Origin of the sequence: Streptomyces sp. TLI_146, from assembly GCF_002846415.1 — a bacterium.
GTDB lineage: Bacteria > Actinomycetota > Actinomycetes > Streptomycetales > Streptomycetaceae > Streptomyces.
This window is the reverse complement of sequence record NZ_PJMX01000001.1, coordinates 3,032,533-3,055,864: the sequence shown is the minus strand read 5'-3', so window position 1 is coordinate 3,055,864 and position 23,332 is coordinate 3,032,533. Positions and strand designations below refer to the sequence as shown.

At 72.6% G+C, this 23,332-nt stretch carries 19 protein-coding genes; 15 read left to right on the top strand and 4 right to left on the bottom strand.

Translation table 11 applies throughout. The features are described 5' to 3' along the window. Positions 1 to 76 precede the first annotated feature (76 nt). Both BX283_RS13910 and BX283_RS13905 read left to right on the top strand, forming a co-directional pair. Positions 77 to 835, top strand: coding sequence for a methyltransferase (locus BX283_RS13910; protein ID WP_101387935.1), 759 nt, complete (start codon positions 77 to 79; stop codon positions 833 to 835). Positions 836 to 1,177: 342 nt separating this feature from the next. Further along, positions 1,178 to 1,576 (top strand): DUF3040 domain-containing protein, encoded by a 399-nt coding sequence (locus tag BX283_RS13905; protein ID WP_067158170.1) that lies wholly within the window; start codon positions 1,178 to 1,180, stop codon positions 1,574 to 1,576. A 216-nt stretch (positions 1,577 to 1,792) separates the two neighbouring features. Here BX283_RS13905 and BX283_RS13900 read toward each other — a convergent pair whose 3' ends face one another. The 4 genes from BX283_RS13900 to BX283_RS13885 all read right to left on the bottom strand — a co-directional run bounded on the left by BX283_RS13900 (position 1,793) and on the right by BX283_RS13885 (position 7,482). After that, positions 1,793 to 4,204: a DUF3488 and transglutaminase-like domain-containing protein gene (locus BX283_RS13900; protein WP_101392324.1), complete on the bottom strand. Its 2,412-nt coding sequence runs from the start codon at positions 4,202 to 4,204 to the stop codon at positions 1,793 to 1,795. Then, positions 4,201 to 5,607: a DUF58 domain-containing protein gene (locus tag BX283_RS13895; protein WP_101387934.1), complete on the bottom strand. Its 1,407-nt coding sequence runs from the start codon at positions 5,605 to 5,607 to the stop codon at positions 4,201 to 4,203. The genes BX283_RS13900 and BX283_RS13895 overlap by 4 nt, the downstream gene beginning before the upstream one ends. Continuing rightward, the gene (locus BX283_RS13890; protein ID WP_101387933.1) at positions 5,607 to 6,617 is read right to left on the bottom strand and encodes a MoxR family ATPase; all 1,011 of its coding nucleotides are present in this window, start codon (positions 6,615 to 6,617) and stop codon (positions 5,607 to 5,609) included. Before BX283_RS13890 ends, BX283_RS13895 begins: the two co-directional genes overlap by 1 nt. A gap of 301 nt (positions 6,618 to 6,918) precedes the next feature. Then, complete coding sequence (locus BX283_RS13885) at positions 6,919 to 7,482, bottom strand: carbonic anhydrase (protein WP_101387932.1); 564 nt, start codon at positions 7,480 to 7,482, stop codon at positions 6,919 to 6,921. 409 nt (positions 7,483 to 7,891) lie between these two features. Here BX283_RS13885 and rsmH point away from each other — a divergent pair, with 409 nt between their 5' ends. From rsmH to BX283_RS13815, 13 genes are all read left to right on the top strand, one after another. Beyond that, positions 7,892 to 8,896: a 16S rRNA (cytosine(1402)-N(4))-methyltransferase RsmH gene (rsmH, locus tag BX283_RS13880; RefSeq protein WP_101387931.1), complete on the top strand. Its 1,005-nt coding sequence runs from the start codon at positions 7,892 to 7,894 to the stop codon at positions 8,894 to 8,896. Next, positions 8,893 to 9,468 (top strand): septum formation initiator, encoded by a 576-nt coding sequence (locus BX283_RS13875; protein WP_101387930.1) that lies wholly within the window; start codon positions 8,893 to 8,895, stop codon positions 9,466 to 9,468. The genes rsmH and BX283_RS13875 overlap by 4 nt, the downstream gene beginning before the upstream one ends. 4 nt (positions 9,469 to 9,472) lie before the next feature. Next, positions 9,473 to 11,404: a penicillin-binding protein 2 gene (locus BX283_RS13870; protein ID WP_101387929.1), complete on the top strand. Its 1,932-nt coding sequence runs from the start codon at positions 9,473 to 9,475 to the stop codon at positions 11,402 to 11,404. 14 nt (positions 11,405 to 11,418) lie between these two features. Further along, positions 11,419 to 13,107 (top strand): UDP-N-acetylmuramoyl-L-alanyl-D-glutamate--2,6-diaminopimelate ligase, encoded by a 1,689-nt coding sequence (locus BX283_RS13865; protein WP_101387928.1) that lies wholly within the window; start codon positions 11,419 to 11,421, stop codon positions 13,105 to 13,107. Continuing rightward, complete coding sequence (gene murF / locus BX283_RS13860; RefSeq protein WP_101387927.1) at positions 13,104 to 14,510, top strand: UDP-N-acetylmuramoyl-tripeptide--D-alanyl-D-alanine ligase; 1,407 nt, start codon at positions 13,104 to 13,106, stop codon at positions 14,508 to 14,510. The genes BX283_RS13865 and murF overlap by 4 nt, the downstream gene beginning before the upstream one ends. After that, positions 14,507 to 15,577, top strand: a complete 1,071-nt coding sequence (mraY, locus tag BX283_RS13855) for a phospho-N-acetylmuramoyl-pentapeptide-transferase (protein ID WP_101387926.1) — start codon at positions 14,507 to 14,509, stop codon at positions 15,575 to 15,577. Before murF ends, mraY begins: the two co-directional genes overlap by 4 nt. Next, positions 15,559 to 16,989, top strand: a complete 1,431-nt coding sequence (gene murD / locus BX283_RS13850; RefSeq protein ID WP_101387925.1) for a UDP-N-acetylmuramoyl-L-alanine--D-glutamate ligase — start codon at positions 15,559 to 15,561, stop codon at positions 16,987 to 16,989. The genes mraY and murD overlap by 19 nt, the downstream gene beginning before the upstream one ends. Before the next feature lie 61 nt (positions 16,990 to 17,050). Further along, entirely contained in the window at positions 17,051 to 18,400 is a 1,350-nt protein-coding gene (ftsW, locus tag BX283_RS13845) for a putative lipid II flippase FtsW (RefSeq protein WP_101387924.1), read from the top strand. 6 nt (positions 18,401 to 18,406) lie between these two features. Further along, positions 18,407 to 19,492: an undecaprenyldiphospho-muramoylpentapeptide beta-N-acetylglucosaminyltransferase gene (murG, locus tag BX283_RS13840; RefSeq protein ID WP_101387923.1), complete on the top strand. Its 1,086-nt coding sequence runs from the start codon at positions 18,407 to 18,409 to the stop codon at positions 19,490 to 19,492. Positions 19,493 to 19,516: 24 nt separating this feature from the next. Beyond that, the gene (locus tag BX283_RS13835; protein WP_101387922.1) at positions 19,517 to 20,317 is read left to right on the top strand and encodes a cell division protein FtsQ/DivIB; all 801 of its coding nucleotides are present in this window, start codon (positions 19,517 to 19,519) and stop codon (positions 20,315 to 20,317) included. A 276-nt stretch (positions 20,318 to 20,593) separates the two neighbouring features. After that, positions 20,594 to 21,787, top strand: coding sequence for a cell division protein FtsZ (gene ftsZ, locus BX283_RS13825; protein WP_101387920.1), 1,194 nt, complete (start codon positions 20,594 to 20,596; stop codon positions 21,785 to 21,787). Beyond that, positions 21,784 to 22,566, top strand: coding sequence for a peptidoglycan editing factor PgeF (pgeF, locus tag BX283_RS13820; protein ID WP_101387919.1), 783 nt, complete (start codon positions 21,784 to 21,786; stop codon positions 22,564 to 22,566). The genes ftsZ and pgeF overlap by 4 nt, the downstream gene beginning before the upstream one ends. Next, entirely contained in the window at positions 22,553 to 23,275 is a 723-nt protein-coding gene (locus tag BX283_RS13815) for a YggS family pyridoxal phosphate-dependent enzyme (protein ID WP_101387918.1), read from the top strand. The genes pgeF and BX283_RS13815 overlap by 14 nt, the downstream gene beginning before the upstream one ends. The last annotated feature ends 57 nt before the right edge of the window (positions 23,276 to 23,332 follow it).

The window sequence follows — 23,332 nt, the reverse complement described above, 5'->3', positions numbered from 1 at the left end:
GCAATAGGGTGGACGGGCCTTCACCGTTCTTTGCCCCGCCGTCCCGCGGCGGCGCCGCGCCGAGGAGTCAACTGCCGTGCCGGACCCCATGCGCCCCCGCGCCTCTCTCCGTACCGCCGTGGTCTGGGAGGTCCTCAAGGACGCCCTCGACCGCCGGGTCAAGGCCACCGGGCGCGAGGCGCTGGACGTCCTGGACACCGGCGGCGGCTCGGGCAACTTCGCGGTGCCCGTCGCCCGCCTCGGCCACCGGGTCACCGTGGTCGACCCCAGCCCGAACGCGCTGTTCGCGCTGGAGCGCCGGGCCGCCGAGGCCGGGGTGGCCGACCGGGTCCGCGGCGTCCAGGGCGATGTGCTCGGCCTGTTCGACGTGGTCGAGCGCGGCGGCTACGACGCGGTCCTCTGCCACGGCGTGCTGGAGTACGTCGAGGACCCGGCCGAGGGCGTGCGCAACGCGGTCGACGCGCTGCGCTCCGAGGGGGCGCTGAGCCTGCTCGCCGCCGGACTCGGCGGCGCCGTGCTCGCCCGCGCGCTCGCCGGGCACTTCACCGAGGCCCGCCGGGCCCTGGGCGACCCGGCCGGGCGCTGGGGCGACGGCGACCCGGTGCCGCGTCGGTTCACGGCCGAGCAGCTCACCGAGCTGGTCGCCGCGACCGGCGTGGAGGTGGGCGCGGTGCACGGCGTACGGGTCTTCGCGGACCTGGTCCCCGGGGTCCTCGTGGACACCGAGCCGGGCGCCCTGGACGCCCTGCTGAAGCTGGAGGCGGCGGCGGCCGAGCTCCCCGCGTTCCACTCCGTGGCGACGCAGTTGCACGTCCTGGGCGAGAAGCGCGTCTGACCCCCGTCCGGCCGCTCGGGCGGCTCCGGTTCGCCCGGTCGGCCCGGCCCCTTTCCCACGCCCGGCCGTCCCCGCGCTGATCAGCGGCGCTGTCCCGGACGGCGTAGCGGCATGGAGTACGCCACAGGCCCCCCGATCGGCGGCTTCGCCCCGTATGATCGGGGTACAGGGTCCGGCATGGCGGGTCGCTCGATGGGGAATCCACTCCCCACCGGGCGAGCCGCCGTGGCGGCTCGGATTGGCGAATTGGCGTAGAGGGCGGGTTTCACGGGGGCGATTCCCTGCCTATCCTGAAGGGGCCGCATCCGGTCGCCCCCCGCGACCGACGAGTAGGAGGACTCCGTGCCGCTCTCGGAGCACGAGCAGCGCATGCTCGAGCAGATGGAGCGAGCGCTGTACGCCGAAGATCCCAAGTTCGCGACAGCGCTTGAGGGAAGCGGGCTGCGTACGTATACCCGACGACGGGTCTACCAGGCGGTCGCTGGCTTCCTGGTGGGTATCGCGCTCCTCATGATTGGTATCGGGCAGGGGATCTGGATCAGCGTGGTCGGGTTCCTCATCATGCTCGGCTGTGCCGTGCTCGCGGTCACCGGCTGGCGCAAGGCGCCACGGCGCGGTGAGCAGCCGGCGGGCGGTGGTGCGGCGGCGCGGCCTGCGGCCCGCACCCGTGCACCGAAGCGGTCGATGATGGACCGCATCGAGCAGCGCTGGCAGCGGCGCCGCGACGAAGGCGGTCGCTAGCCCGGGGCCGTGCTTGGACATTGACTGAGGGGTGACCACCGACGGTGGTCACCCCTCAGCCGTGTCGCTGGGCCTGCGGCCCTTGCTCGTCCTCAAGCGCCGGACGGGCTGATTGGTTGCCCGCCCAGCGCTTGAAAAGCAAACCGGCCGGGCCGAGGGGAATCGGTCGGACCGGCGGAGCTGGACTCCGCTCAGCCCGTCCGACCTGTCAGACCCTCACGCCGACCCCCGCGTCGGCCGACGCGTCGGCCTCCGTACCAGTGTCCTCAGCCTGCTCGCCGTCCGGGACGTCGCCGCTTCCCACTCCGCCGTCGCCGCCCAGGCCAGCCGGGCCGCCGAGCGGGGGGCCAGGTCGGCGCGGAGGCGGGGCCAGGTGGGGAGGGAGGCGCGCAGGCCCGTGCGGATGCGGTCGGCGTCCTCCGTGAGGCCCGTGGGGCGCTGCGGGCTCGGGGCGTACAGCACCTGCTCCACCGCGCTCGCCGCCCGGTGCACCGACTCCGCCGACGCGCTATCCAGACTGCCGAGCCGCACCATGCGGGCCGCCGCCCTGCGCGGGGTCAGCGAGTCGTCAGGGGCGATGCCGTGGTCCCAGGCCGTGTCGATGACCTCGCGCCACACCGCCAGCGTGGCGGTGACCGGATCGGCCTCCGGGTGCCCGGCCCGGGCGAGCCGCCGCGACCGCACCCGGCGCCGCCACAGCCAGGGCAGCAGCGGCAGCGCCAGCACCGCGAGCACGCCCAGGGCCGCCGCGGCCACCGTGGCCGGCGGGGGCCCGCCGTCGTCGCCGCCGATGGGGGCCGCCGGGGCCACCGCGCCGCACTCGTTCTGCTTGCGCATCTGCGCCGGGCAGGAGGACGACGGGGTCGGCGCCGCGGAGGGCTTCGTCGAGGGGCCCTCGGACGGCTTCACCGGGTTGCTGGGACCGCCCGACGGGGTGTCCGGCCGGGTGTAGTCCGGGGCGGAACCACGCGAGGGGGTCGGCTCGAACCGGGTCCAGCCCACACCCTCGAAGTACAGCTCGGGCCACGCGTGCGCGTCCCGGAGCCCCACCGACATCGTCCCGTCCGGGCGCGGCTCGCCGGGCGTGAAGCCCACCGCCACCCGGGCCGGTATGCCCAGGGTCCGGGCCATCGCGGCCATCGAGAAGGAGAAGTGGACGCAGAAGCCCTGCTTGTCCTTGAGGAAGCGGGCGATCGCCTCCGTACCGCTGCCGGACTCCACCTGGGTGTCGTACGTGAACCCGCCCTTCACCGCGAACCAGTCCTGGAGCATGACGGCCCGCTGGTAGTCGGTGGTCGCGCCCTTGGTGACGCGGCGGGCCGTCGTGTTCACGATCCGCGGCAAGGTCTGCGGGATCTTCGTGTACTCCTGCACCAGCGCCGGGGGAGCGGGCTGCGAGGCGGCCAGCTGGTCCGCCGTCGGCCGCACCTGGAGGCTGCTGACCTGGTACTGCACGCCCTGTGTCGTCTGTCCCCGGTCGCCGACGAGGGTCCGGCCGACCGGCTCGAAGCGCCAGTGCCCGCCGATGTCGACCTTGGTCGCCGGGTAGGGCATCGGCAGCCAGTTCTGGGTGTACCAGCCGGCGGCCGAGACGCTGGTCCTGATCTCCGCGGTGCCGATCGCCGGGCTCAGCCCGTCGGGCTGCGGCAGCACGTCCGGCACGTCCTTGATCTTGCGCTCGGACGACTTCCAGGAGGCCCCGTCGAACTGGTCGAGGGCCACGATCCGCAGATACAGGTCCTGGGTGTCCTGGGCGTTGGTGCGGTAGCGCAGGACCTCGCGGTCCTCGGGCTGGTTGAGGCTGTTCTGGAGCGAGACCAGCGGGTTGACCGCCGAGATCGTGCCGCCCCCGCCGCCTTCACCGCCGGCGCCGCCGGAGCCGCCGAGCAGCCCGGTGCCCATGGCGGGCAGCGCGGCCGGGATCACCAGGGCGATGCCCAGGGCGAGCGCCCCGATCCGGCGGCCGGTGCGGACCGGCGCGAGCGGGCCGCCGTCCGGCTCGAACGGCGTCTGCGGCCGGTCGGACCGGGCCGCCCCGCCGAACATCCGCCCCCACTGGGAGAGCCGGTCGCGGCCCTCGGCGAGCAGGAGCAGCAGATAACCGGCGGCCGCCAGGAGGAACCACAGCCAGCTCGCCCCGCCGTTGGACAGCCCCGCGGCCACCGAGTACAGCGCGAGCAGCGGCAGCCCGGCCGGGGCGGCGCTGCGGAAGGTCACGGCCAGCGCGTCCACCGCGAGCCCGATCACCAGCGTGCCGCCGACGACCATCAGCCGGATGCCGTCGGTGCTGGGCGCCGGGATCGTGTACCGCCCGACGTCGTCGGCCCCCTGCTGGAGCAGCTGGGAGAGGTGCTCGAAGGCCTCCGGGCCCGGCAGCAGCCCGGCGACGGCCTGCTCTCTGGCGAACACCAGGGTCAGCAGGACCAGCGTCACCACGGCCTGCGCCAGCACCGTCAGCGGCCGCGCCAGCGGCACCCGGCGGGCGAGCGCGCCCACTCCCGTCTGGAGGGCGAGCAGGAACGCGGCCTGCACGATCCAGGTCGCCCGGTCGACCAGCGGCAGCAGGGAGCACGACGCCATCACCGTGGCGGCGAAGGCGCACAGCGCCAGCCGTCCGCGCCCGCTCATGACCACGCCCCTGACATTCCCGGTATCCCCGATGTTCCCGACGTCCACGAGGCGCCGCCCGAAGCGGCTCCCGTGCCCGTCCGTTCCTGCCCCGCCTGCCGCCACAGGGCCGCGAAAGGCGCGCCCGGCGGCACGGTCAGCGCCGTCCACCCGGCCTCGCGCAGCAGCCGCAGCGACCGCTCGGCCGGGCCGTGGCCCCCGGGCGGCGGCGAGCCGTGCGTCCACAGGTCGCTGTCCAGGACGAAGGCGACCGCCGCGCCGCTGCGCTGTCGCATCTTCGCCGCGACCGCGGCCTGCTCCTCGTCGAGGTCCCCGAAGAACCCGAGCAGCAGCCCCTCGTTCCCGCCGCGCAGCACGTCGTACGCGCGCGAGAGCCCGCCGCCGTCGGAGTGGTCCACGACCGCGAGGGTGTCCATCATCAGTCCCGCCGACTCCGAGGAGTCCTGGGTGGATCCGGCGAACCCGCCCGCCCCCTCGCCCGGCACCGAACTGCCGGTGTCGGTCAGCAGCCGCACCGAGTAGCCGCGCTCCAGCATGTGCACCAGCGCCGAGGCCGCGCCCGAGACGGCCCATTCGAAGGCCGAGTCGGGGCCCGCGCCCGCGTACGCGATGTCCCGGGTGTCGAGCAGCACCGTGCACCTGGCCCGCTGCGGCTGCTCCTCGCGCCGCACCATCAGCTCGCCGTAGCGCGCGGTGGAGCGCCAGTGCACCCGGCGCAGGTCGTCGCCGTGCCGGTACAGGCGCGGGATGACGTCGTCCTCACCGGCGAGCGCCAGCGAGCGCTGGCGGCCGTCGCCGTATCCGGCGGCCTCGCCCGAGAGCCGTACGGGAGGCAGCGGCTCGGTGCGCGGTATCACCGTGAGGGTGTCGAAGGCGCTGAACGCGCGCGTGAGCTCGCACATCCCGAACGGGTCGGTCAGACGCAGCTGGAGCGGGCCGAGCGGATAACGCCCGCGCAGGTCGGACCGGACCCGGTAGGACACCTCGCGCTTGCCGCCCGCCTCCACCCGGTCCAGTACGAAACGGGGCCGGGGGCCCAGCACGTACGGCACCCGGTCCTGGAGCATGAGCAGGCCGGTGGGCAGCCGGGAGACGTTGTCGACGCGCAGGTGCACCCGGGCCTCGGAGCCCGCGGGCACGCGCGCGGGGGAGAGGCGCCGGCTGCCCGCGACCCGGTAGCGCGTGCGGTACAGGACGGTCGTGCAGACCAGGGGCAGCACGGCGAGCAGCAGCCCGACCCGCAGCAGATCCTCCTGGCCCAGCACGTACGCACAGATCGCGGCGGCGATTCCGGCGGCCAGGAACGACCGGCCGCGGGTGGTAAGACCGGACAGGGCGGCCCGGACACCGCCCTTCTCGGCGCTCTCCGGCCCGGCGTCGGCCGGGGGCGCACCGGCCGCCATCACAGCCGCCGGGTGCCGGGCTGCTGCTGGCCGTAGAGCGGGCCGCCGGCCTGCGGCACGGGGGTGTGCTGGAGGATCTCCAGGACGACCTGCTCGGCGGTGCGGCGGTTCAACTGGGCCTGGGCGGTGGGCAGCAGCCGGTGCGCGAGGACCGCGACGGCGAGCGCCTGGACGTCGTCCGGCAGTGCGTACTCCCGGCCGCTCAGGGCCGCGGTCGCCTTGGCCGCGCGCAGCAGGTGCAGCGTGGCGCGGGGCGAGGCGCCGAGTCTGAGGTCGGGGTGGTTGCGGGTGGCCCCGACCAGCTGCACCGCGTACCGCCGGACGGATTCGGCGACGTGGACCTTGCGGACCGCGTCGACGAGCTTGACGATGTCGTGCGCGTGCGCCACCGGCTGGAGGTCGTCCAGCGGCGAGACCGCGCCGTGCACGTCGAGCATCTGGAGCTCGGCCTCGGCCGACGGGTAGCCGATCGAGACGCGGGCCATGAAGCGGTCGCGCTGGGCCTCGGGGAGCGGGTAGGTGCCCTCCATCTCCACCGGGTTCTGGGTGGCCACCACCATGAAGGGGCTGGGCAGTTCGTAGGTCTGGCCGTCGATGGTGACCTGGCGCTCCTCCATCGACTCCAGGAGCGCGGACTGCGTCTTGGGCGAGGCGCGGTTGATCTCGTCGCCGATCACGATCTGCGCGAAGATGGCGCCCGGCTTGAACTCGAAGTCCCGCCGCTGCTGGTCGTAGATGGACACACCGGTGATGTCCGACGGCAGCAGGTCCGGCGTGAACTGGATGCGCCGCACCGAGCAGTCGATGGACTTGGCCAGCGCCTTGGCCAGCATGGTCTTGCCCACGCCGGGGACGTCCTCGATCAGGAGGTGCCCCTCCGCGAGCAGTACGGTCAGCGAGAGCCGTACGACCTCGGGCTTGCCCTCGATCACACCCTCCACCGACCTGCGGACGCGCTCCGCAGTGGCGGTCAGATCTGTGAGGCTCGCTCGCTCGTCATAGGTCGTCACCCGGCCCTCCTCGGCCCTTCCCGCCGCTCGGGGAGCGGCGGGTTACCCCAGTTGCCTGCGGGCCGGCGCACTGGAAACGGCACGGCCCACCTCGGAATACGGGCACCGCGCTCGAGGCGTTCGGACGGATGCCACACCCGCATTCTTGTTGCCGTCGCCGCGTCGTGTCACTCGCCTGTGGATAACTGGAGGGGATATGTCGGGGGTTGCCGTGTTTTTGTCACCGAAGGGAGCCTGAAGAGATTCCGAAGCGACGCGGAATCGAGTCCGAAACGGGCCCCGGCGGCGGGGACCGGCGGGCTCAGGCCGCCGCGTCTATCTCGCGCAGCAGGCCGGTGGTGACGTCGAAGACGAATCCGCGCACGTCGTCGACGTGCAGCAGGAACGGCGAGGTGCGGACCCGCTGCATGGACTGGCGTACGTCCTGGTCGACGTCGCGGAAGGACTCCACGGCCCAGGCCGGGCGCTGGCCGACCTCGTCCTCGATCTCGTGCCGGAAGTCCTCGGTGAGGGACTCCAGGCCGCAGCCGGTGTGGTGGACGAGCATGACGCTGCGGGTGCCGAGCGCCCGCTGGCTGATGGTCAGCGACCGTATGACGTCGTCGGTGACCACACCGCCGGCGTTGCGGATGGTGTGGCAGTCACCGAGTTCCAGGCCGAGGGCCGCGTGCAGGTCGAGACGGGCGTCCATACAGGCCACGACGGCGACGCGGAGGACCGGCCGGGCGTCCATGCCGGGGTCGCTGAACGCCTCGGCGTACCTGTGGTTCGCCTCGACCAGCCGGTCGGTGACGGTTCCCCCGTCACGGACCGCGAGGTGGGGGCGGACGGGGTGCTCTGCGGGGCTGTGCGCAGGAGTCGACATGTCTATGACGGTAGTCGCCGTAGATCGTTCAGTCTTGTCCTGGGGACGGAAAAATCCCGTCAACTCGGTCGGTTGTGAGGTAACCCACAAGCGTGGTAATCGGTCGTCCGTGCGGGTGAAAAGCGCACCCCGCGACGCGCTGGGCCGTTGATTGACCGAAAGGACCGGTGGACTAAAGTGACGCGAAGTGGGAGGGGTGACACGCTCCGGCCCGCTTGCGGGGACAGATTCCGTATCCGCAGTACAGAGCAGTTGCACAGTTTCCCCCCGCGTGCGCGGCGCGCGTACGGCTCGGCCTCCCCCCGCTCGCCGGTCGGCTGACGCCACTTCCCCGGCGCCGGCAGACCTTCCGAGCGGGTGGGGACCCGGCGGTATGCGCCCGGTGCCCGCCGGACCTGAGAGGGCCAAAGTGACAGGGCGCGAAGCGCTTCCCAGCGAGGGCGGCGACGGGCGACGGGAGGGACAGAGCCGGCATGTGCCGGTGATGCTCCAGCGGTGCCTGGATCTGCTGGCCCCGGCCCTGACGCAGCCCGGGGCGGTCGTCGTCGACTGCACCCTGGGCCTCGGCGGCCACAGTGAGGCGCTGCTCACCCAGTTCCCCGAGGTGCGCCTGATCGCCCTCGACCGGGACAAGGAGGCCCTGCGCCTCTCCGGCGAGCGCCTGGCGCCCTTCGGGGAGCGCGCGACCCTGGTCCACGCCGTCTACGACGAGCTCCCCGAGGTCCTGGACCGGCTCGGCGTCCCGCGCGTCCAGGGCATCCTCTTCGACCTCGGCGTCTCCTCGATGCAGCTCGACGAGGCCGACCGCGGCTTCGCCTACGCGCAGGACGCCCCGCTCGACATGCGCATGGACCAGACCACCGGCGTCAGCGCGGCCGAGGTGCTCAACACCTACCCGCCGGGCGAGCTGGTGCGGATCCTGCGGCAGTACGGCGAGGAGAAGCAGGCCAAGCGGATCGTCTCGGCGGTCGTCCGCGAGCGCGAGAAGGAGCCGTTCAGCAACAGCGCGCGGCTCGTCGAGCTGATCCGCGACTCGCTGCCGCAGGCCGCCAAGCGCACCGGCGGCAACCCCGCCAAGCGCACCTTCCAGGCCCTGCGCATCGAGGTCAACGGCGAGCTCTCGGTCCTGGAGCGGGCGATCCCGGCGGCCGTGGCGGCCCTGGACGTCGGCGGCCGGATCGCGGTCCTCTCGTACCACTCGCTGGAGGACCGCCTGGTCAAGCAGGTCTTCGCGGCCGGGGCCGCCAACACCGCCCCGCCGGGGCTGCCGGTCGTGCCCGAGCAGTACCAGCCGCGCCTCAAGCTCCTCACCCGCGGCGCCGAGCTGCCCACCGAGGAGGAGATCGCCGAGAACCGGCGGGCGGCCCCCGCCAGGTTCCGCGGGGCCCAGCGGATCCGGGAGGACCTGCGGTGAGCGGGGCGGCCAGGCAGCTGCGGGGGCAGGCGGCCCGGCTCGGCCGGCTGCTGCCCCCCGCGGGCGCGCGCAGCGCCGCCCGCACCCCCTTCGTGCTGCTGGTCGTCGTGCTCCTCGGCGGCGGACTGATCAGCCTGCTGCTGCTGAACTCCGCGCTGAACGAGGGCTCGTTCAAGCTGAGCGAGCTGCGCCGCCAGACCACCGAGCTCACCGACGAGCAGCAGGCGCTCCAGCACGACGTGGACGGCCTCTCCGCCCCCGACGCGCTCTCCCGCCGGGCCACCGAGCTCGGCATGGTCCCCGGCGGCAGCCCCCTCTTCCTCAACCCCGACGGCACGGTCAGGGGCGTGCCCGCCGCGGGCGCCGCCCAGCCGGCCCCGGCGCCCAGCCCCGAGATGGTCCAGGGCGCGGCCGTGACCGTCCCCGCGCCCGCCGGCGAGACCCCGGCGCCCCACGCCCAGCCGGTCCCCGCGCCCGCGCCCACCCCCTCCGGCACGCCGCCGCGTGCCACCGCTCCCGCCGCGCCCCCGGCGCCCGCCCCCGCGAAGACCTCCCCGACCCCCGGCAGGTGACGCAGTGAGCCCCCAGGAACCGCCGCGCCGCCGGGTGCCAGGACCCGCGCGGCCGCGCCCCCAGGCCCGCCCGGCGCAGCGCCGCCCCAAGGCCCCCGCGCGCATAAGGCTCGGCAGCCCCCGGCCCCGGCTGCGGCTGGTCAGCCTGGGGCTCACCCTGATCATGATCGCGTTCGTGGTCCGGCTGCTCCAGGTGCAGGCGGTCGACGCCAGCGCGTACTCCGCCAAGGCGGAGAAGAACCGGTACGCCAGCTATGCGCTGCCCGCCGAGCGCGGCGAGATCACCGACCGCGACGGCATCGCCCTGGCCACCAGCGTCGACGCGTACGACATCACCGCCGACCCGTCGATGTTCACGCGGGCGACCAGCAAGGCCGACGACGCCCCCGAGCAGGCCGCGGCCCTGCTGTCCCCGCTGATCGGCAAGGACCAGGACGAGATCGCCAGGAAGCTCAGGACGCCCAAGAGCCGCTATGTGGTCCTCGCCCGCCGCCAGACCCCGCAGGTGTGGAACCAGATCAAGGACCTGAAGAAGGTCTTCGCCGAGAAGGCCCGGGCCGACCTGGCCAAGGGCGGCCCCGGCGCCAATGTGCTCGGCGGCGTCTTCAACGAGTCCAGCAGCAAGCGGGTCTACCCCAACGGCGACCTCGCCGCCGGGATACTGGGGTACGTCAACGCCGAGGGGCGCGGCGGCGGAGGCCTGGAGTCCCAGCTCGACAAGGTCCTGGCCGGCCAGGACGGCAAGATCACCTACGCCCAGTCGGGCGGCCGCCGGGTGCCCACCGCGGGCACCCGCGAGACCCCGGCCGTGCCCGGCTCGGGCGTCGAGCTGACCATCGACCGGGACATCCAGTGGATGGCCCAGAAGGCCATCACCGACCAGGTCCGCAAGTCCCAGGCCGACCGGGGCTATGTGGTGGTCCAGCGCACCGACACCGGCGAGGTCCTGGCCATGGCCAACGCCCCCGGCTTCGACCCCAACGACCTCGCGCACGCCGGCAGGGGCGCGCTGGGCAACCCGGCCGTCCAGGACGTGTACGAGCCGGGCTCCACCGCCAAGGTCATGTCCATGGCCGCGGTCCTGGAGGAGAACGCGGCGACCCCGCTGACCCATGTCACCGTGCCCAACCGGCTGCACCGCGGCGACCGGCTGTTCAAGGACGACATCGACCACCCGACCTGGAACCTGACGCTCAACGGCGTCCTCGCCAAGTCCAGCAACATCGGCACGATCCTTGCCGTGGAGCAGCTCGGCAAGACCGACGCCGAGGCCGACCGGGTCCTCTACTCGTATCTGCGCAAATTCGGCCTCGGCTCGCCCACCGGCCTCGGCTACCCCGGCGAGACCCCCGGCATCCTGGCACCGCCGCAGAAGTGGTCGACCTCCCAGCAGTACACGGTCCGCTTCGGCCAGGGCCTCTCGCTCAGCGCCATGCAGGCGGCCTCGGTGTACTCGACGATCGCCAACGGCGGGGTGCGGATCGAACCGACGCTGGTACGGGGCACCAAGGGCCCCGACGGCCGCTTCACCCCGGCCCCCGCGCCCAAGCAGTCCCGGGTGGTCAGCGAGAAGACCGCCAGGACCGTGGCCGAGATGCTGGAGTCGGTCGTCGGCGACGAGGAGGGAACCGGAGTCAAGGCCCGCATCCCCGGCTACCGGGTCGCGGGCAAGACCGGAACCGCCAACCGCGTCGATCCCGGAACCGGCCGCTACCACGGCTACACCGCGTCCTTCGCCGGTTTCGCCCCCGCCGACAAGCCGGCGATCACCGTCTACTGCGCCATCCAGAACCCGACCAAGGGCAGCTACTTCGGCGGCCAGATCTGCGGCCCGATCTACAAGCAGGTGATGGAGTTCGCGCTCAAGACACTGCAGATCCCGCCGACCGGCGCCAAGCAGCCCAATCTGCCCGTCTCCTTCGGCGGCAACGACTGAATCCGGAACCATCAGTGACAACCATCACCCCCGGTCCCGGGAACCAGGACCGCAACCACCACGCCCCGCCCCCCTCTTTTGGCGACCCGGCGGGTGCGCCCGGTACGCTCACCGCCGTGCCACACGCTGATCAGTACCGAACCACCCCGCAGGACGCCCCCGCGCACCAGCCGGGAGCGCCCCGGCCGGACCGGCCCCGCCCGACGTCCCTGGGCGAACTGGCCGACCGGCTGGGCGCCGAGGCCCCGGGGTCGGGAGAGGTCACCGGCATCACCCACGACTCCCGCGCGGTCCGCCCCGGCGACCTCTACGCGGCCCTGCCCGGCGCCCGCTTCCACGGCGCCGACTTCGCCGCCCAGGCCGCGGGCCTGGGCGCCGCCGCCGTCCTCACCGACCCGGCGGGCGCCGACCGCGCCGCCGCGACCGGCCTGCCGGTCCTGGTCACCGAGGACCCGCGGGGCGTCATGGGCGAGCTGGCCGCCGAGATCTACGGCCACCCCGGCCGCGACCTGCTCCAGCTGGGCATCACCGGAACCTCCGGGAAGACCACCACCGCGTACCTCGTCGAGGGCGGGCTGCGCGGGGCCGGGCACCGCACCGGCCTGATCGGTACGGTCGAGATGCGCATCGGCGACGAGCGCATCAAGTCCGAGCGCACCACCCCCGAAGCCACCGACCTCCAGGCCCTGTTCGCGGTGATGCGCGAGCGCGGGGTCGAGTCGGTGGCCATGGAGGTCTCCAGCCACGCGCTGGTGCTCGGCCGGGTCGACGGCTGCGTCTTCGACGTCGCCGTCTTCAACAACCTGAGCCCGGAGCACATGGAGTTCCACTCCGACATGGAGGACTACTTCCAGGCCAAGGCGCAGTTGTTCACGCCGGAGCGCGCACGGCTCGGCGTGGTGAACCTCGACGACGAGTACGGCCGCAGGCTGGCCGCCGGCGAGTCCGGCATCGAGGTCACCACCTTCTCGGCCGAGGGCCACCCGGACGCCGACTGGCGCGCCGAGGACGTGGACGTGCGCCAGGACAGCTCGACCTTCACGGCCGTCGGCCCCAAGGGCGAGCGGATCTCCGCCACCGCCCCGCTGCCCGGCCCGTTCAACGTGGCCAACACCCTCGCCGCGATCGTCACGCTGGCCGTCGCGGGCATCGACCCGCAGACCGCCGCCGACGGCGTGGCAGCCGTACCGGGCGTGCCCGGCCGGCTGGAGCGGGTGGACGCGGGCCAGCCGTTCCTGGCGGTGGTGGACTACGCGCACAAGACGGACGCGGTCGAATCGGTTCTGCGCTCGCTGCGCAAGGTCACCCGGGGCAAGCTGCACATCGTCCTGGGCTGCGGCGGGGACCGCGACCAGACCAAGCGCGCGCCGATGGGCGCCGCCGCCGCCCGGCTCGCCGACACCGCCGTACTGACCTCGGACAACCCCCGTTCCGAGGACCCCCTCGCCATTCTCGCCGCGATGCTCGCGGGCGCCGCCGAGGTGCCCGTCCACGAGCGCGGCGACGTCCTGGTCGACGCCGACCGGGCCGCCGCCATCGCGGCGGCCGTGGCCCGCGCCGAGCCGGGCGACACCGTCCTGGTCGCGGGCAAGGGCCACGAGCAGGGCCAGGACACCGCCGGAGTGGTCCGCCCCTTCGACGACCGTCTGGTCCTGCGGGCCGCGATCGAACACCGCCAAGCACAGTCAGGGATGAAGCAGTGATCGCCCTCTCCCTCGCCGAGATCGCCGAAATCGTCGGCGGGCAGTCGTACGACATACCGGATCCGTCCCTCCAGGTCACCGGATCCGTCGTCATCGACTCCCGCCTGGTGGCGCCCGGTTCCCTCTTCGCCGCCTTCGCGGGCGAGCACGTCGACGGCCACGACTACGCGCGCGTGGCGTACGAGGCGGGAGCGGTGGCCGTGCTGGCCGCCCGGCCCGTCGGCGTGCCCGCGATCGTCGTCGACGACGTCCAGGGCGCCCTCGGGGCGCTGGCCCGCGAGGTCGTGCGCCGCCTGGGCACCGACGTGGTGGCGCTCACCGGTTCCTCCGGCAAGACCTCCACCAAGGACCTGATCGCGCAGGTGCTCCAGCGGCACGCGCCGACGGTCTACACGCCGGGCTCGCTCAACAACGAGATCGGCCTGCCGCTGACCGCCCTCACCGCCACCGCCGAGACCCGGCACCTGGTCCTGGAGATGGGCGCGCGCGGCATCGGCCACATCCGCTACCTCACCGGTCTGACCCCGCCGCGCATCGGGCTCGTCCTGAACGTCGGCACCGCCCACATCGGCGAGTTCGGCGGCCGCGAGCAGATCGCCGAAGCCAAGGGCGAGCTGGTGGAGGGGCTGCCGCAGGACGGCTGCGCCGTGCTGAACGCCGACGACCCGCTCGTCCGGGCCATGGCGCCGCGCACGAAGGCGCGCGTGCTGCTCTTCGGCGAGGCCGAGGACGCGGACGTACGCGCCGAGAATGTCCGGCTCACAGACGCCGGACAGCCTTCCTTCAGGCTTCACACACCCTCCGGGTGCAGCGACGTGACCTTGCGCCTGTACGGTGAGCACCACGTGTCGAACGCGCTCGCCGCGGCCGCCGTCGCCCATGAGCTGGGCATGTCCGCAGACGAGATCGCCCGCGCGCTCTCCGAGGCGGGCACCCTCTCCCGCTGGCGTATGGAGGTCACCGAGCGTCCGGACGGTGTGACAGTCGTCAACGACGCCTACAACGCGAACCCCGAGTCCATGCGAGCCGCCCTGCGCGCGCTCGCGGCCATGGGCAAGGGGCGCCGTACGTGGGCGGTGCTCGGTCCGATGGCCGAGCTCGGCGACGAATCGCTCGCCGAGCACGACGCGGTCGGACGGCTCGCCGTCCGGCTCAACGTCAGCAAGCTCGTGGCAGTCGGGGACCGGGAAGCGTCCTGGCTGCAACTGGGCGCATATAACGAGGGTTCGTGGGGTGAGGAGTCGGTGCACGTGTCCGACGCACAGGCGGCCGTCGACCTGCTGCGCAGTGAACTGCGCCCGGGAGACGTCGTGCTGGTGAAGGCATCGCGGTCGATCGGCCTGGAACGGGTGGCACTCGCGCTGCTCGACGGTGGCGTCGAGGGCGAGGTCGCCGCCCGATGAGGCAGATCCTCTTCGCGGGAGCCATCGGTCTCTTCCTGACCCTGGTCGGCACCCCGTTGCTCATCAAGCTGCTCGCCCGCAAGGGCTACGGCCAGTTCATCCGCGACGACGGCCCGCGCGGCCACGCCGGCAAGAAGGGCACGCCCACCATGGGCGGCATCGCCTTCATCCTGGCCACGCTCATCGCGTACGCCGCGACGAAGGTGATCACCAGCGAGGACCCGACCTTCTCGGGTCTGCTGGTGCTGTTCCTGACCGCCGGCATGGGCCTGGTCGGCTTCCTGGACGACTACATCAAGATCGTCAAGCAGCGTTCGCTGGGCCTGCGCGCCAAGGCGAAGATGGCCGGACAGCTGATCGTCGGCATCGCCTTCGCGGTGCTCGCGCTCCAGTTCGCGGACAAGCGGGGCAACACCCCCGCCTCCACCAAGCTCTCCTTCATCACGGACTTCGGCTGGTCCATCGGCCCCGTCCTGTTCGTGATCTGGGCGCTGTTCATGATTCTCGCCATGTCCAACGGCGTGAACCTGACGGACGGTCTGGACGGCCTGGCCACCGGCGCGTCGGTGATGGTCTTCGGCGCGTACACCTTCATCGGGCTGTGGCAGTTCCAGGAGTCCTGCGCCAACGCGCAGACCCTGACCAACCCCAACGCCTGCTTCGAGGTGCGCGACCCGCTGGACCTCGCGGTGGTCGCCTCGGCCCTGATGGGCTCCTGCTTCGGCTTCCTGTGGTGGAACACCTCGCCCGCCAAGATCTTCATGGGCGACACCGGTTCGCTCGCGCTCGGCGGCGCGCTCGCGGGTCTGGCGATCTGCTCGCGCACCGAGTTCCTGATCGCCCTGCTCGGCGGCCTCTTCGTGATGATCACCATGTCGGTGGTCATCCAGGTCGGCTCGTTCAAGATGACCGGGAAGCGCGTCTTCCGGATGGCCCCGCTCCAGCACCACTTCGAACTCAAGGGCTGGTCAGAAGTCCTTGTGGTGGTGAGGTTCTGGATCATCCAGGGCATGTGCGTCATCGTGGGCCTGGGTCTCTTCTACGCGGGATGGGCAGCCGACAAGTGAGTCAGAGCTGGCAGGGCATGCGGATCACCGTCGCCGGTCTCGGGGTGAGCGGCATCAGCGCCGCCCGCGCCCTGGCCGGTCTCGGCGCCGTGGTGACGGTCGTGGACGGCGGTGACTCCGCCACCCACCGGGAGCGCGCCGCCGAGCTGGCGGAGGAAGGTATCTCCGTCCGCCTCGGGGACGCGGAGACGCTCCCCGAGGGGACCGGCCTGGTCGTCACCTCGCCCGGCTGGAAGCCCGACTCCCCGCTGTTCGCGGCCGCCGCCGAGGCGGGCGTGGACGTGGTGGGCGATGTGGAGATCGCCTGGCAGCTGCGCGGCGAGAAGGCCGCGCCCTGGCTGGCGATCACCGGCACCAACGGCAAGACCACCACCACCCAGATGCTGGCGTCGATCCTGCGCGCGGCGGGCCTGCGCACCGCCGCCGTCGGCAACATCGGCACGCCGATCATCGACGTGGTGCTCGGCGAGGAGACGTACGACGTACTCGCCGTGGAGCTCTCCAGCTACCAGCTGCACTGGGCGCCCTCGCTGCGCGCCCACTCGGCCGCCGTGCTCAACCTGGCTCCGGACCACCTCGACTGGCACGGCTCCATGGAGGCGTACGCGGCCGACAAGGGCCGGATCTACGAGGGCAACACGGTCGCGTGCGTCTACAACGTGGCGGATCCGGCCACCGAGGACCTGGTCCGCGAGGCCGACGTCGAGGAGGGCTGCCGGGCGATCGGCTTCACCCTCGGCACCCCCGGCCCCTCCCAGCTCGGCGTGGTGGACGGCATCCTGGTCGACCGCGCCTTCGTCGCCAACCGGCAGAAGAACGCCCAGGAGCTGGCCGAGGTCGCGGACGTCAACCCGCCCGCGCCCCACAACATCGCCAACGCCCTCGCGGCGGCCGCGCTCGCCCGCGCCTTCGGCGTCGAGCCCAAGGCCGTACGGGACGGGCTGCGGGCCTTCCGCCCCGACGCCCACCGGATCGCGCATGTGGCGGACGTGGACTCGGTCGCGTACGTGGACGACTCCAAGGCGACCAACACGCACGCCGCCGAGGCCTCCCTGGCCGCCTACGAGCCGATCGTCTGGATCGCCGGGGGCCTCGCCAAGGGCGCGTCCTTCGACGAGCTCGTCCAGCGGTCCGCGAAGCGGCTGCGCGGGGTCGTCCTGATCGGCGCCGAGCGCCACCTGATCGCCGAAGCGCTGGCGCGACACGCCCCCGAGGTACCGGTGGTCGACGTCGAGCGGACCGACACTGGGGCGATGTCCGAGGCGGTCCGCGCGGCGGCCGGGCTGGCGAAGCCCGGGGACACGGTCCTGCTGGCCCCGGCCTGCGCCTCGATGGACATGTTCACCAACTACAACAAGCGCGGCGAGGCGTTCGCGGAAGCGGTCCGCGAACTCGCCGCGAAGCGCGCCTAGCCGGCCGGGACCCCGTCCCGCGGACCGGCGGCGCCGGGCACGACTGGAGGGGACAGCACACATGCCGGCCGAAGCGACCCCGCCCGGGCTCGTCCTGCGCAGCCGTGCCGCCGGGTCCGTACGCCGCCCGGCGGTCAGGCGCGGCGGCACGGGCGGCGCCCCGTCACGACAGCGGGGCGGCGGCCCGCGGCGGCTGTTCGAGCGGGCCCGGCGGGCCTGGGACCGGCCGCTCACGGCGTACTACCTGATCCTCGGCAGCTCGCTGCTGATCACCGTGCTCGGTCTGGTGATGGTCTACTCGGCCTCGATGATCAAGGCCCTGGAGCTGTCGCTGCCGGCCTCGTACTTCTTCCGCAAGCAGTTCCTCGCCGCGCTGATCGGCGGCGGCCTGATGTTCGCGGCCGCCCGGATGCCCGCCAAGCTGCACCGGGCGCTGTCGTACCCGATGCTGATGGTCACCGTCTTCCTGATGGTCCTGGTACAGATCCCCGGGATAGGGATGTCGGTCAACGGCAACCAGAACTGGATCTACCTGGGCGGCCCGTTCCAGCTCCAGCCCAGTGAGTTCGGCAAGCTGGCGCTGATCCTGTGGGGCGCCGACCTGCTCGCCCGCAAGCAGGACAAACGGTTGCTCACCCAGTGGAAGCACATGCTGGTGCCGCTGGTCCCGGTGGCCTTCCTGCTGCTCGGGCTGATCATGCTCGGCGGCGACATGGGCACCGCGATCATCCTCTGCGCGATCCTCTTCGGCCTGCTCTGGCTCGCCGGGGCGCCCACCCGGCTCTTCGGGGGCGTCCTCGCGGTGGCCGTGACCCTCGCCGTGATCCTCATCAAGACCAGCCCCAACCGGATGGGCCGGCTCGCCTGCATCGGGGCCACCGACCCCGGCCCGCAGGACCAGTGCTGGCAGGCGGTCCATGGAATCTACGCCCTGGCCTCGGGCGGATGGTTCGGTTCCGGCCTGGGTGCGAGTGTGGAAAAATGGGGTCAACTCCCCGAACCGCACACCGACTTCATCTTCGCCATCACCGGTGAGGAACTGGGCCTGGCGGGGACACTGTCGGTGCTCGCCCTGTTCGCGGCTCTAGGCTATGCGGGTATCCGCGTGGCCGGACGCACGGAGGACCCCTTCGTGAGGTACGCCGCGGGAGGTGTGACCACCTGGATCGTGGCCCAGGCCGTGATCAACATCGGTGCGGTGCTCGGCCTGCTGCCGATCGCCGGTGTCCCGCTCCCGCTGTTCTCCTACGGGGGGTCCGCGCTGCTGCCGACCATGTTCGCCGTGGGGCTGCTGATCGCGTTCGCGCGGGACGACCCCGCGGCGCGGGCGGCGCTGGCCATGCGGCAGCCTCGGGTGAGTTGGAAGTCGATGAGACGGCGCGTCAAGAAGCGTCCGTCCGGAGAGCGGTGAATTTCGGTGCATGTCGTACTCGCCGGTGGGGGGACCGCCGGCCACATCGAGCCCGCGCTCGCCCTCGCGGACGCCCTGCGCAGGCAGGACCCGACCGTGGGGATCACGGCCCTCGGCACGGAGAAGGGCCTGGAGACGCGGCTGGTCCCCGAGCGGGGCTATGAGCTCGCGCTCATCCCGGCCGTCCCGCTGCCCCGCAGGCCCACCCCCGAACTGATCACGGTCCCGGGGCGGCTGCGCGGCACCATCAAGGCCGCCGAGCAGATCCTGGAGCGCACCAAGGCGGACTGCGTCGTGGGCTTCGGCGGCTATGTGGCGCTGCCCGGCTATCTGGCCGCCAAGCGCCTCGGGGTGCCGATCGTGGTCCACGAGGCCAACGCCCGCCCCGGCCTGGCCAACAAGATCGGCTCGCGGTACGCGGCCGGGGTCGCCGTCGCCACGCCCGACAGCAAGCTGCGCGGCGCCCGCTACATCGGCATCCCGCTGCGGCACTCCATCGCCACCCTCGACCGCGCCCGGGTCCGCCCCGAGGCGCGCGCCGCGTTCGGCCTGGACCCGAACCTGCCGACGCTGCTGGTCTCCGGCGGCTCGCAGGGCGCCCGCCGCCTCAACGAGGTGATCCAGCAGGTCGCTCCGGTGCTCCAGCGCTCCGGCATCCAGATCCTGCACGCGGTCGGCCCGAAGAACGAAGTGCCGCGCGTCGACAACATGCCCGGAATGCCGCCGTACATCCCGGTACCGTACGTGGACCGGATGGATCTCGCGTACGCCGCGGCCGACATGATGCTCTGCCGCGCGGGCGCGATGACCGTCGCCGAACTCTCCGCCGTCGGGCTGCCCGCCGCCTACGTACCGCTGCCGATCGGCAACGGCGAACAGCGGCTCAACGCCCAGCCGGTGGTGAAGGCGGGCGGCGGTCTGCTGGTCGACGACGCCGAACTCACCCCCGGGTGGGTGCAGGACCAGGTCCTGCCCGTGCTCGCCGACCCGCACCGGCTGTACGAGATGTCCCGCGCCGCCTCCGAGTTCGGCCGCCGGGACGCCGACGACCTGCTCGTCGGCATGGTGTACGAGGCGATCGCCGCGCGCTGACGGAGCGGCAGAAGGCAGGGGACCGTGGCCGGACAGGCGACCGCTCGACGCGGAGCGGGACAGGCGAGGAAGTCCGGCCCGTCCGGCCCCCGCCGCCCCGCGGGACGGCTGCGGCTGCGGCTGCCCGCCCGGCGCCGGCTGCTGCTGATTCTGGCCACCGCCGTCGTCCTCGGCGCGGCCGTCGTCTGGGTGCTGTACGGCTCCACCTGGCTGCGGGCCGAGCAGGTGGAGACCACCGGCACCGAGGTGCTCACCCCCGCCGAAGTCGAGGCGGCGGCGGCCGTTCCGGTCGGATCCCCGCTGGTCTCGGTCGACACGGACGCGATCGAGGCCCGGCTGCTGCGCAAGCTGCCGCGGCTCGACTCGGTGGACGTCAGCCGCTCCTGGCCGCACGGCATCACGCTCGACGTGACCGAGCGCAAGCCCGTTCTGCTGGTGAAAAAAGGCGCGAACTTCACCGAAGTGGACGCCAAGGGTGTGCGGTTCGCCACGGTCGCCAAGGCGCCCGCGCACGTACCGCTGCTCGAACTGAACCCGGACAACTCGCCCTCGCTGCGCCGATTTCCGTCCGACGCACTGGTGCGCGAAGCGGTCAAGGTGGCGGGCGAACTCCCGTCCGCCGTCGCCAAGGACACCCGACTCGTCCGGGTCACCTCCTACGACGCGGTCTCCCTGGAGTTGAGCCGCGGGCGTACGGTCATGTGGGGCAGTGACGAGGAGGGGGAGCTCAAGGCCCGTACGCTGGTCGCCCTCATGAAAGCGGCGCCCAGGGCGCGGTACTTCGATGTGAGCGCGCCCACCGCCCCTGCGGCATCGGGGAGTTGACGCACATATGCGCTGGCCAGCACCCTGGTTGGTCATCGCTACGGGTGATCACATAGGGTGAAAAGAAAAACGGGAGGTTCGGCGTGTTCGTTGAACGTGCGCCACTTGTCGACTTAGTGTCCTGTTCGGAAGAGTCCAAGGAACAGACACATTGGTAACCCTAAACTTCAACGTTAGGGTTCGGGTCGGCGTTCGGACCGTCCCACATCGGCATTCGTCGTCGCCGTGCGACACCCGCACGTGACGACCCGTAACTCGAGGCGAGAGGCCTTCGACGTGGCAGCACCGCAGAACTACCTCGCAGTCATCAAGGTCATCGGTGTCGGCGGCGGTGGTGTCAATGCCATCAACCGAATGATCGAGGTCGGTCTCAAGGGCGTCGAGTTCATCGCGATCAACACCGACGCACAAGCTCTGTTGATGAGCGACGCCGACGTCAAGCTCGACGTCGGCCGTGAACTCACCCGCGGCCTCGGGGCCGGAGCCAACCCGGCAGTCGGGCGCAAGGCGGCAGAGGACCACCGCGAGGAGATCGAGGAGGTCCTCAAGGGGGCCGACATGGTCTTCGTCACCGCGGGAGAGGGCGGCGGCACCGGCACCGGCGGCGCACCCGTCGTCGCCAACATCGCGCGCTCGCTCGGCGCGCTCACGATCGGTGTGGTCACCCGGCCGTTCACCTTCGAGGGCCGCCGTCGCGCCAACCAGGCGGAGGACGGCATCGCCGAGCTCCGCGAAGAGGTCGACACCCTCATCGTCATCCCCAACGACCGGCTGCTGTCCATCTCGGACCGCCAGGTCTCGGTGCTCGACGCCTTCAAGTCGGCCGACCAGGTCCTGCTCTCCGGCGTCCAGGGCATCACCGACCTGATCACCACCCCGGGCCTGATCAACCTCGACTTCGCCGACGTCAAGTCGGTCATGTCCGAGGCCGGTTCGGCGCTCATGGGCATCGGCTCGGCGCGCGGCGACGACCGCGCGGTGGCCGCCGCCGAGATGGCGATCTCCTCGCCGCTCCTGGAGGCGTCCATCGACGGCGCCCGCGGTGTGCTGCTCTCCATCTCCGGCGGCTCCGACCTCGGTCTCTTCGAGATCAACGAGGCCGCGCAGCTGGTCAGCGAGGCCGCCCACCCCGAGGCCAACATCATCTTCGGCGCGGTCATCGACGACGCGCTGGGCGACGAGGTACGGGTCACGGTCATCGCGGCCGGGTTCGACGGCGGCCAGCCGCCCGCCCGCCGCGACAACGTGCTGGGCTCCACCGCCGCCAAGCGCGAGGAGCCCGCGCCGGTCCGCGCCCCCGAGCGCCCGCTGGGCGGACTCGGCACCGTGAGCGCGCGCGAGGAGACCCCGGCCCCGGCCCCGGTCGAGACCGCGCCGGTCGGCGAGGCGAGCCCGCCGCAGGTGCCGACGGCCCGCCCGTACCAGGACAGCCAGGCCGAAGAGCTGGATGTCCCGGACTTCTTGAAGTGATAGGGCAGCACATCCTCGCGAGCGGCGCGCACTTCGCCTTCACCGACCGGTGGGGCGGAGTGAGCGCCGCTCCGTACGAGGAGCTCAACCTGGGCGGCGCGGTCGGCGACGACCCCGCCGCGGTCCGGACCAACCGCGGCCTCGCCGCCAAGGCGCTGGGGCTCGACCCGGACCTGGTGGTCTGGATGAACCAGGTGCACTCGCCGGACGTGGCCGTGGTGGACGGGCCGTGGGGCGCCGACGCCGAGGTCCCGGCGGTGGACGCGGTGGTGACCGCCCGTCGCGGGCTCGCCCTCGCGGTCCTGACCGCCGACTGCACGCCCGTCCTCCTCGCCGACCCGGTCGCCGGGGTGGTGGCCGCCGCGCACGCGGGGCGGCCCGGGATGGTCGCGGGCGTGGTGCCCGCGGCGGTCGCGGCGATGGTCTCGCTCGGCGCCGAGCCGTCCCGGATCACCGCGCGGACCGGGCCCGCCGTCTGCGGCAAGTGCTACGAGGTCCCGGCGGAGATGCGGGACGAGGTCGCCGCGGCCGAGCCGGCCGCCCGGTCCCGGACGAGCTGGGGGACCCCGGCCGTCGACGTCACCGCGGGCGTGCACGCGCAGCTCGCGGCGCTCGGGATCACGGACCGGCAGCCGTCGGGGGTGTGCACGCTCGAATCGCACGACCACTTCTCGTACCGCCGCGACCGCACCACCGGGCGGCTCGCCGGATACGTCTGGCTCGACGCCGAGGGGCCCGGTGCGACCGGGGGAGAGGGAAGCGGGCATGACGGACCGTAAGGCGGAACTCGCCGCGAACCTGGCACAGGTGGAGGAACGTATCTCCGCGGCCTGTGCGGCAGTCGGGCGCAAGCGGGACGACGTGACGCTCATCGTGGTCACCAAGACCTACCCCGCTAGCGACGTCCGGCTCCTGTACGAGCTGGGGGTGCGTCAGGTCGCCGAGAACCGGGACCAGGACGCCGCCCCCAAGGCGGCGGCCTGCGCCGACCTCCCGGATCTGCGCTGGCACTTCGTGGGCCAGCTCCAGACGAACAAGGTCCGTTCCGTGGTGACTTACGCGGATCTGGTGCAGTCCGTCGACCGGGACCGGCTGGTCACCGCGCTCTCCGCGGCCGCCGTGAAGGCGGAGCGGGAGGTGGGGTGCCTCATCCAGGTCGCGCTCGACGCCGAGTCGGGTGCGCGGGGCGACCGGGGCGGCGTCGCCCCCGACGGAATCGAGCAGTTGGCCGGACTTGTGGCGGACGCGCCCGGTCTGCGGCTGGACGGTCTGATGACCGTGGCGCCGCTGGCGGGCGAGTACGCGGGCCGCGAACGGGCCGCATTCGAGCGGCTGATGGATTTGTCGACTGACCTGCGCCGCGCTCATCCGGCTGCGAACATGGTGTCAGCAGGGATGAGTGCGGACCTCGAAGAGGCTGTTGCGGCCGGAGCGACACATGTACGCGTCGGTACGGCGGTACTCGGAGTCCGACCCCGGCTCGGGTAACGTCGCGAAGCAAGTCGGACCACAGCAGAAAATATGGTCATTCCCACTCATCGGTGG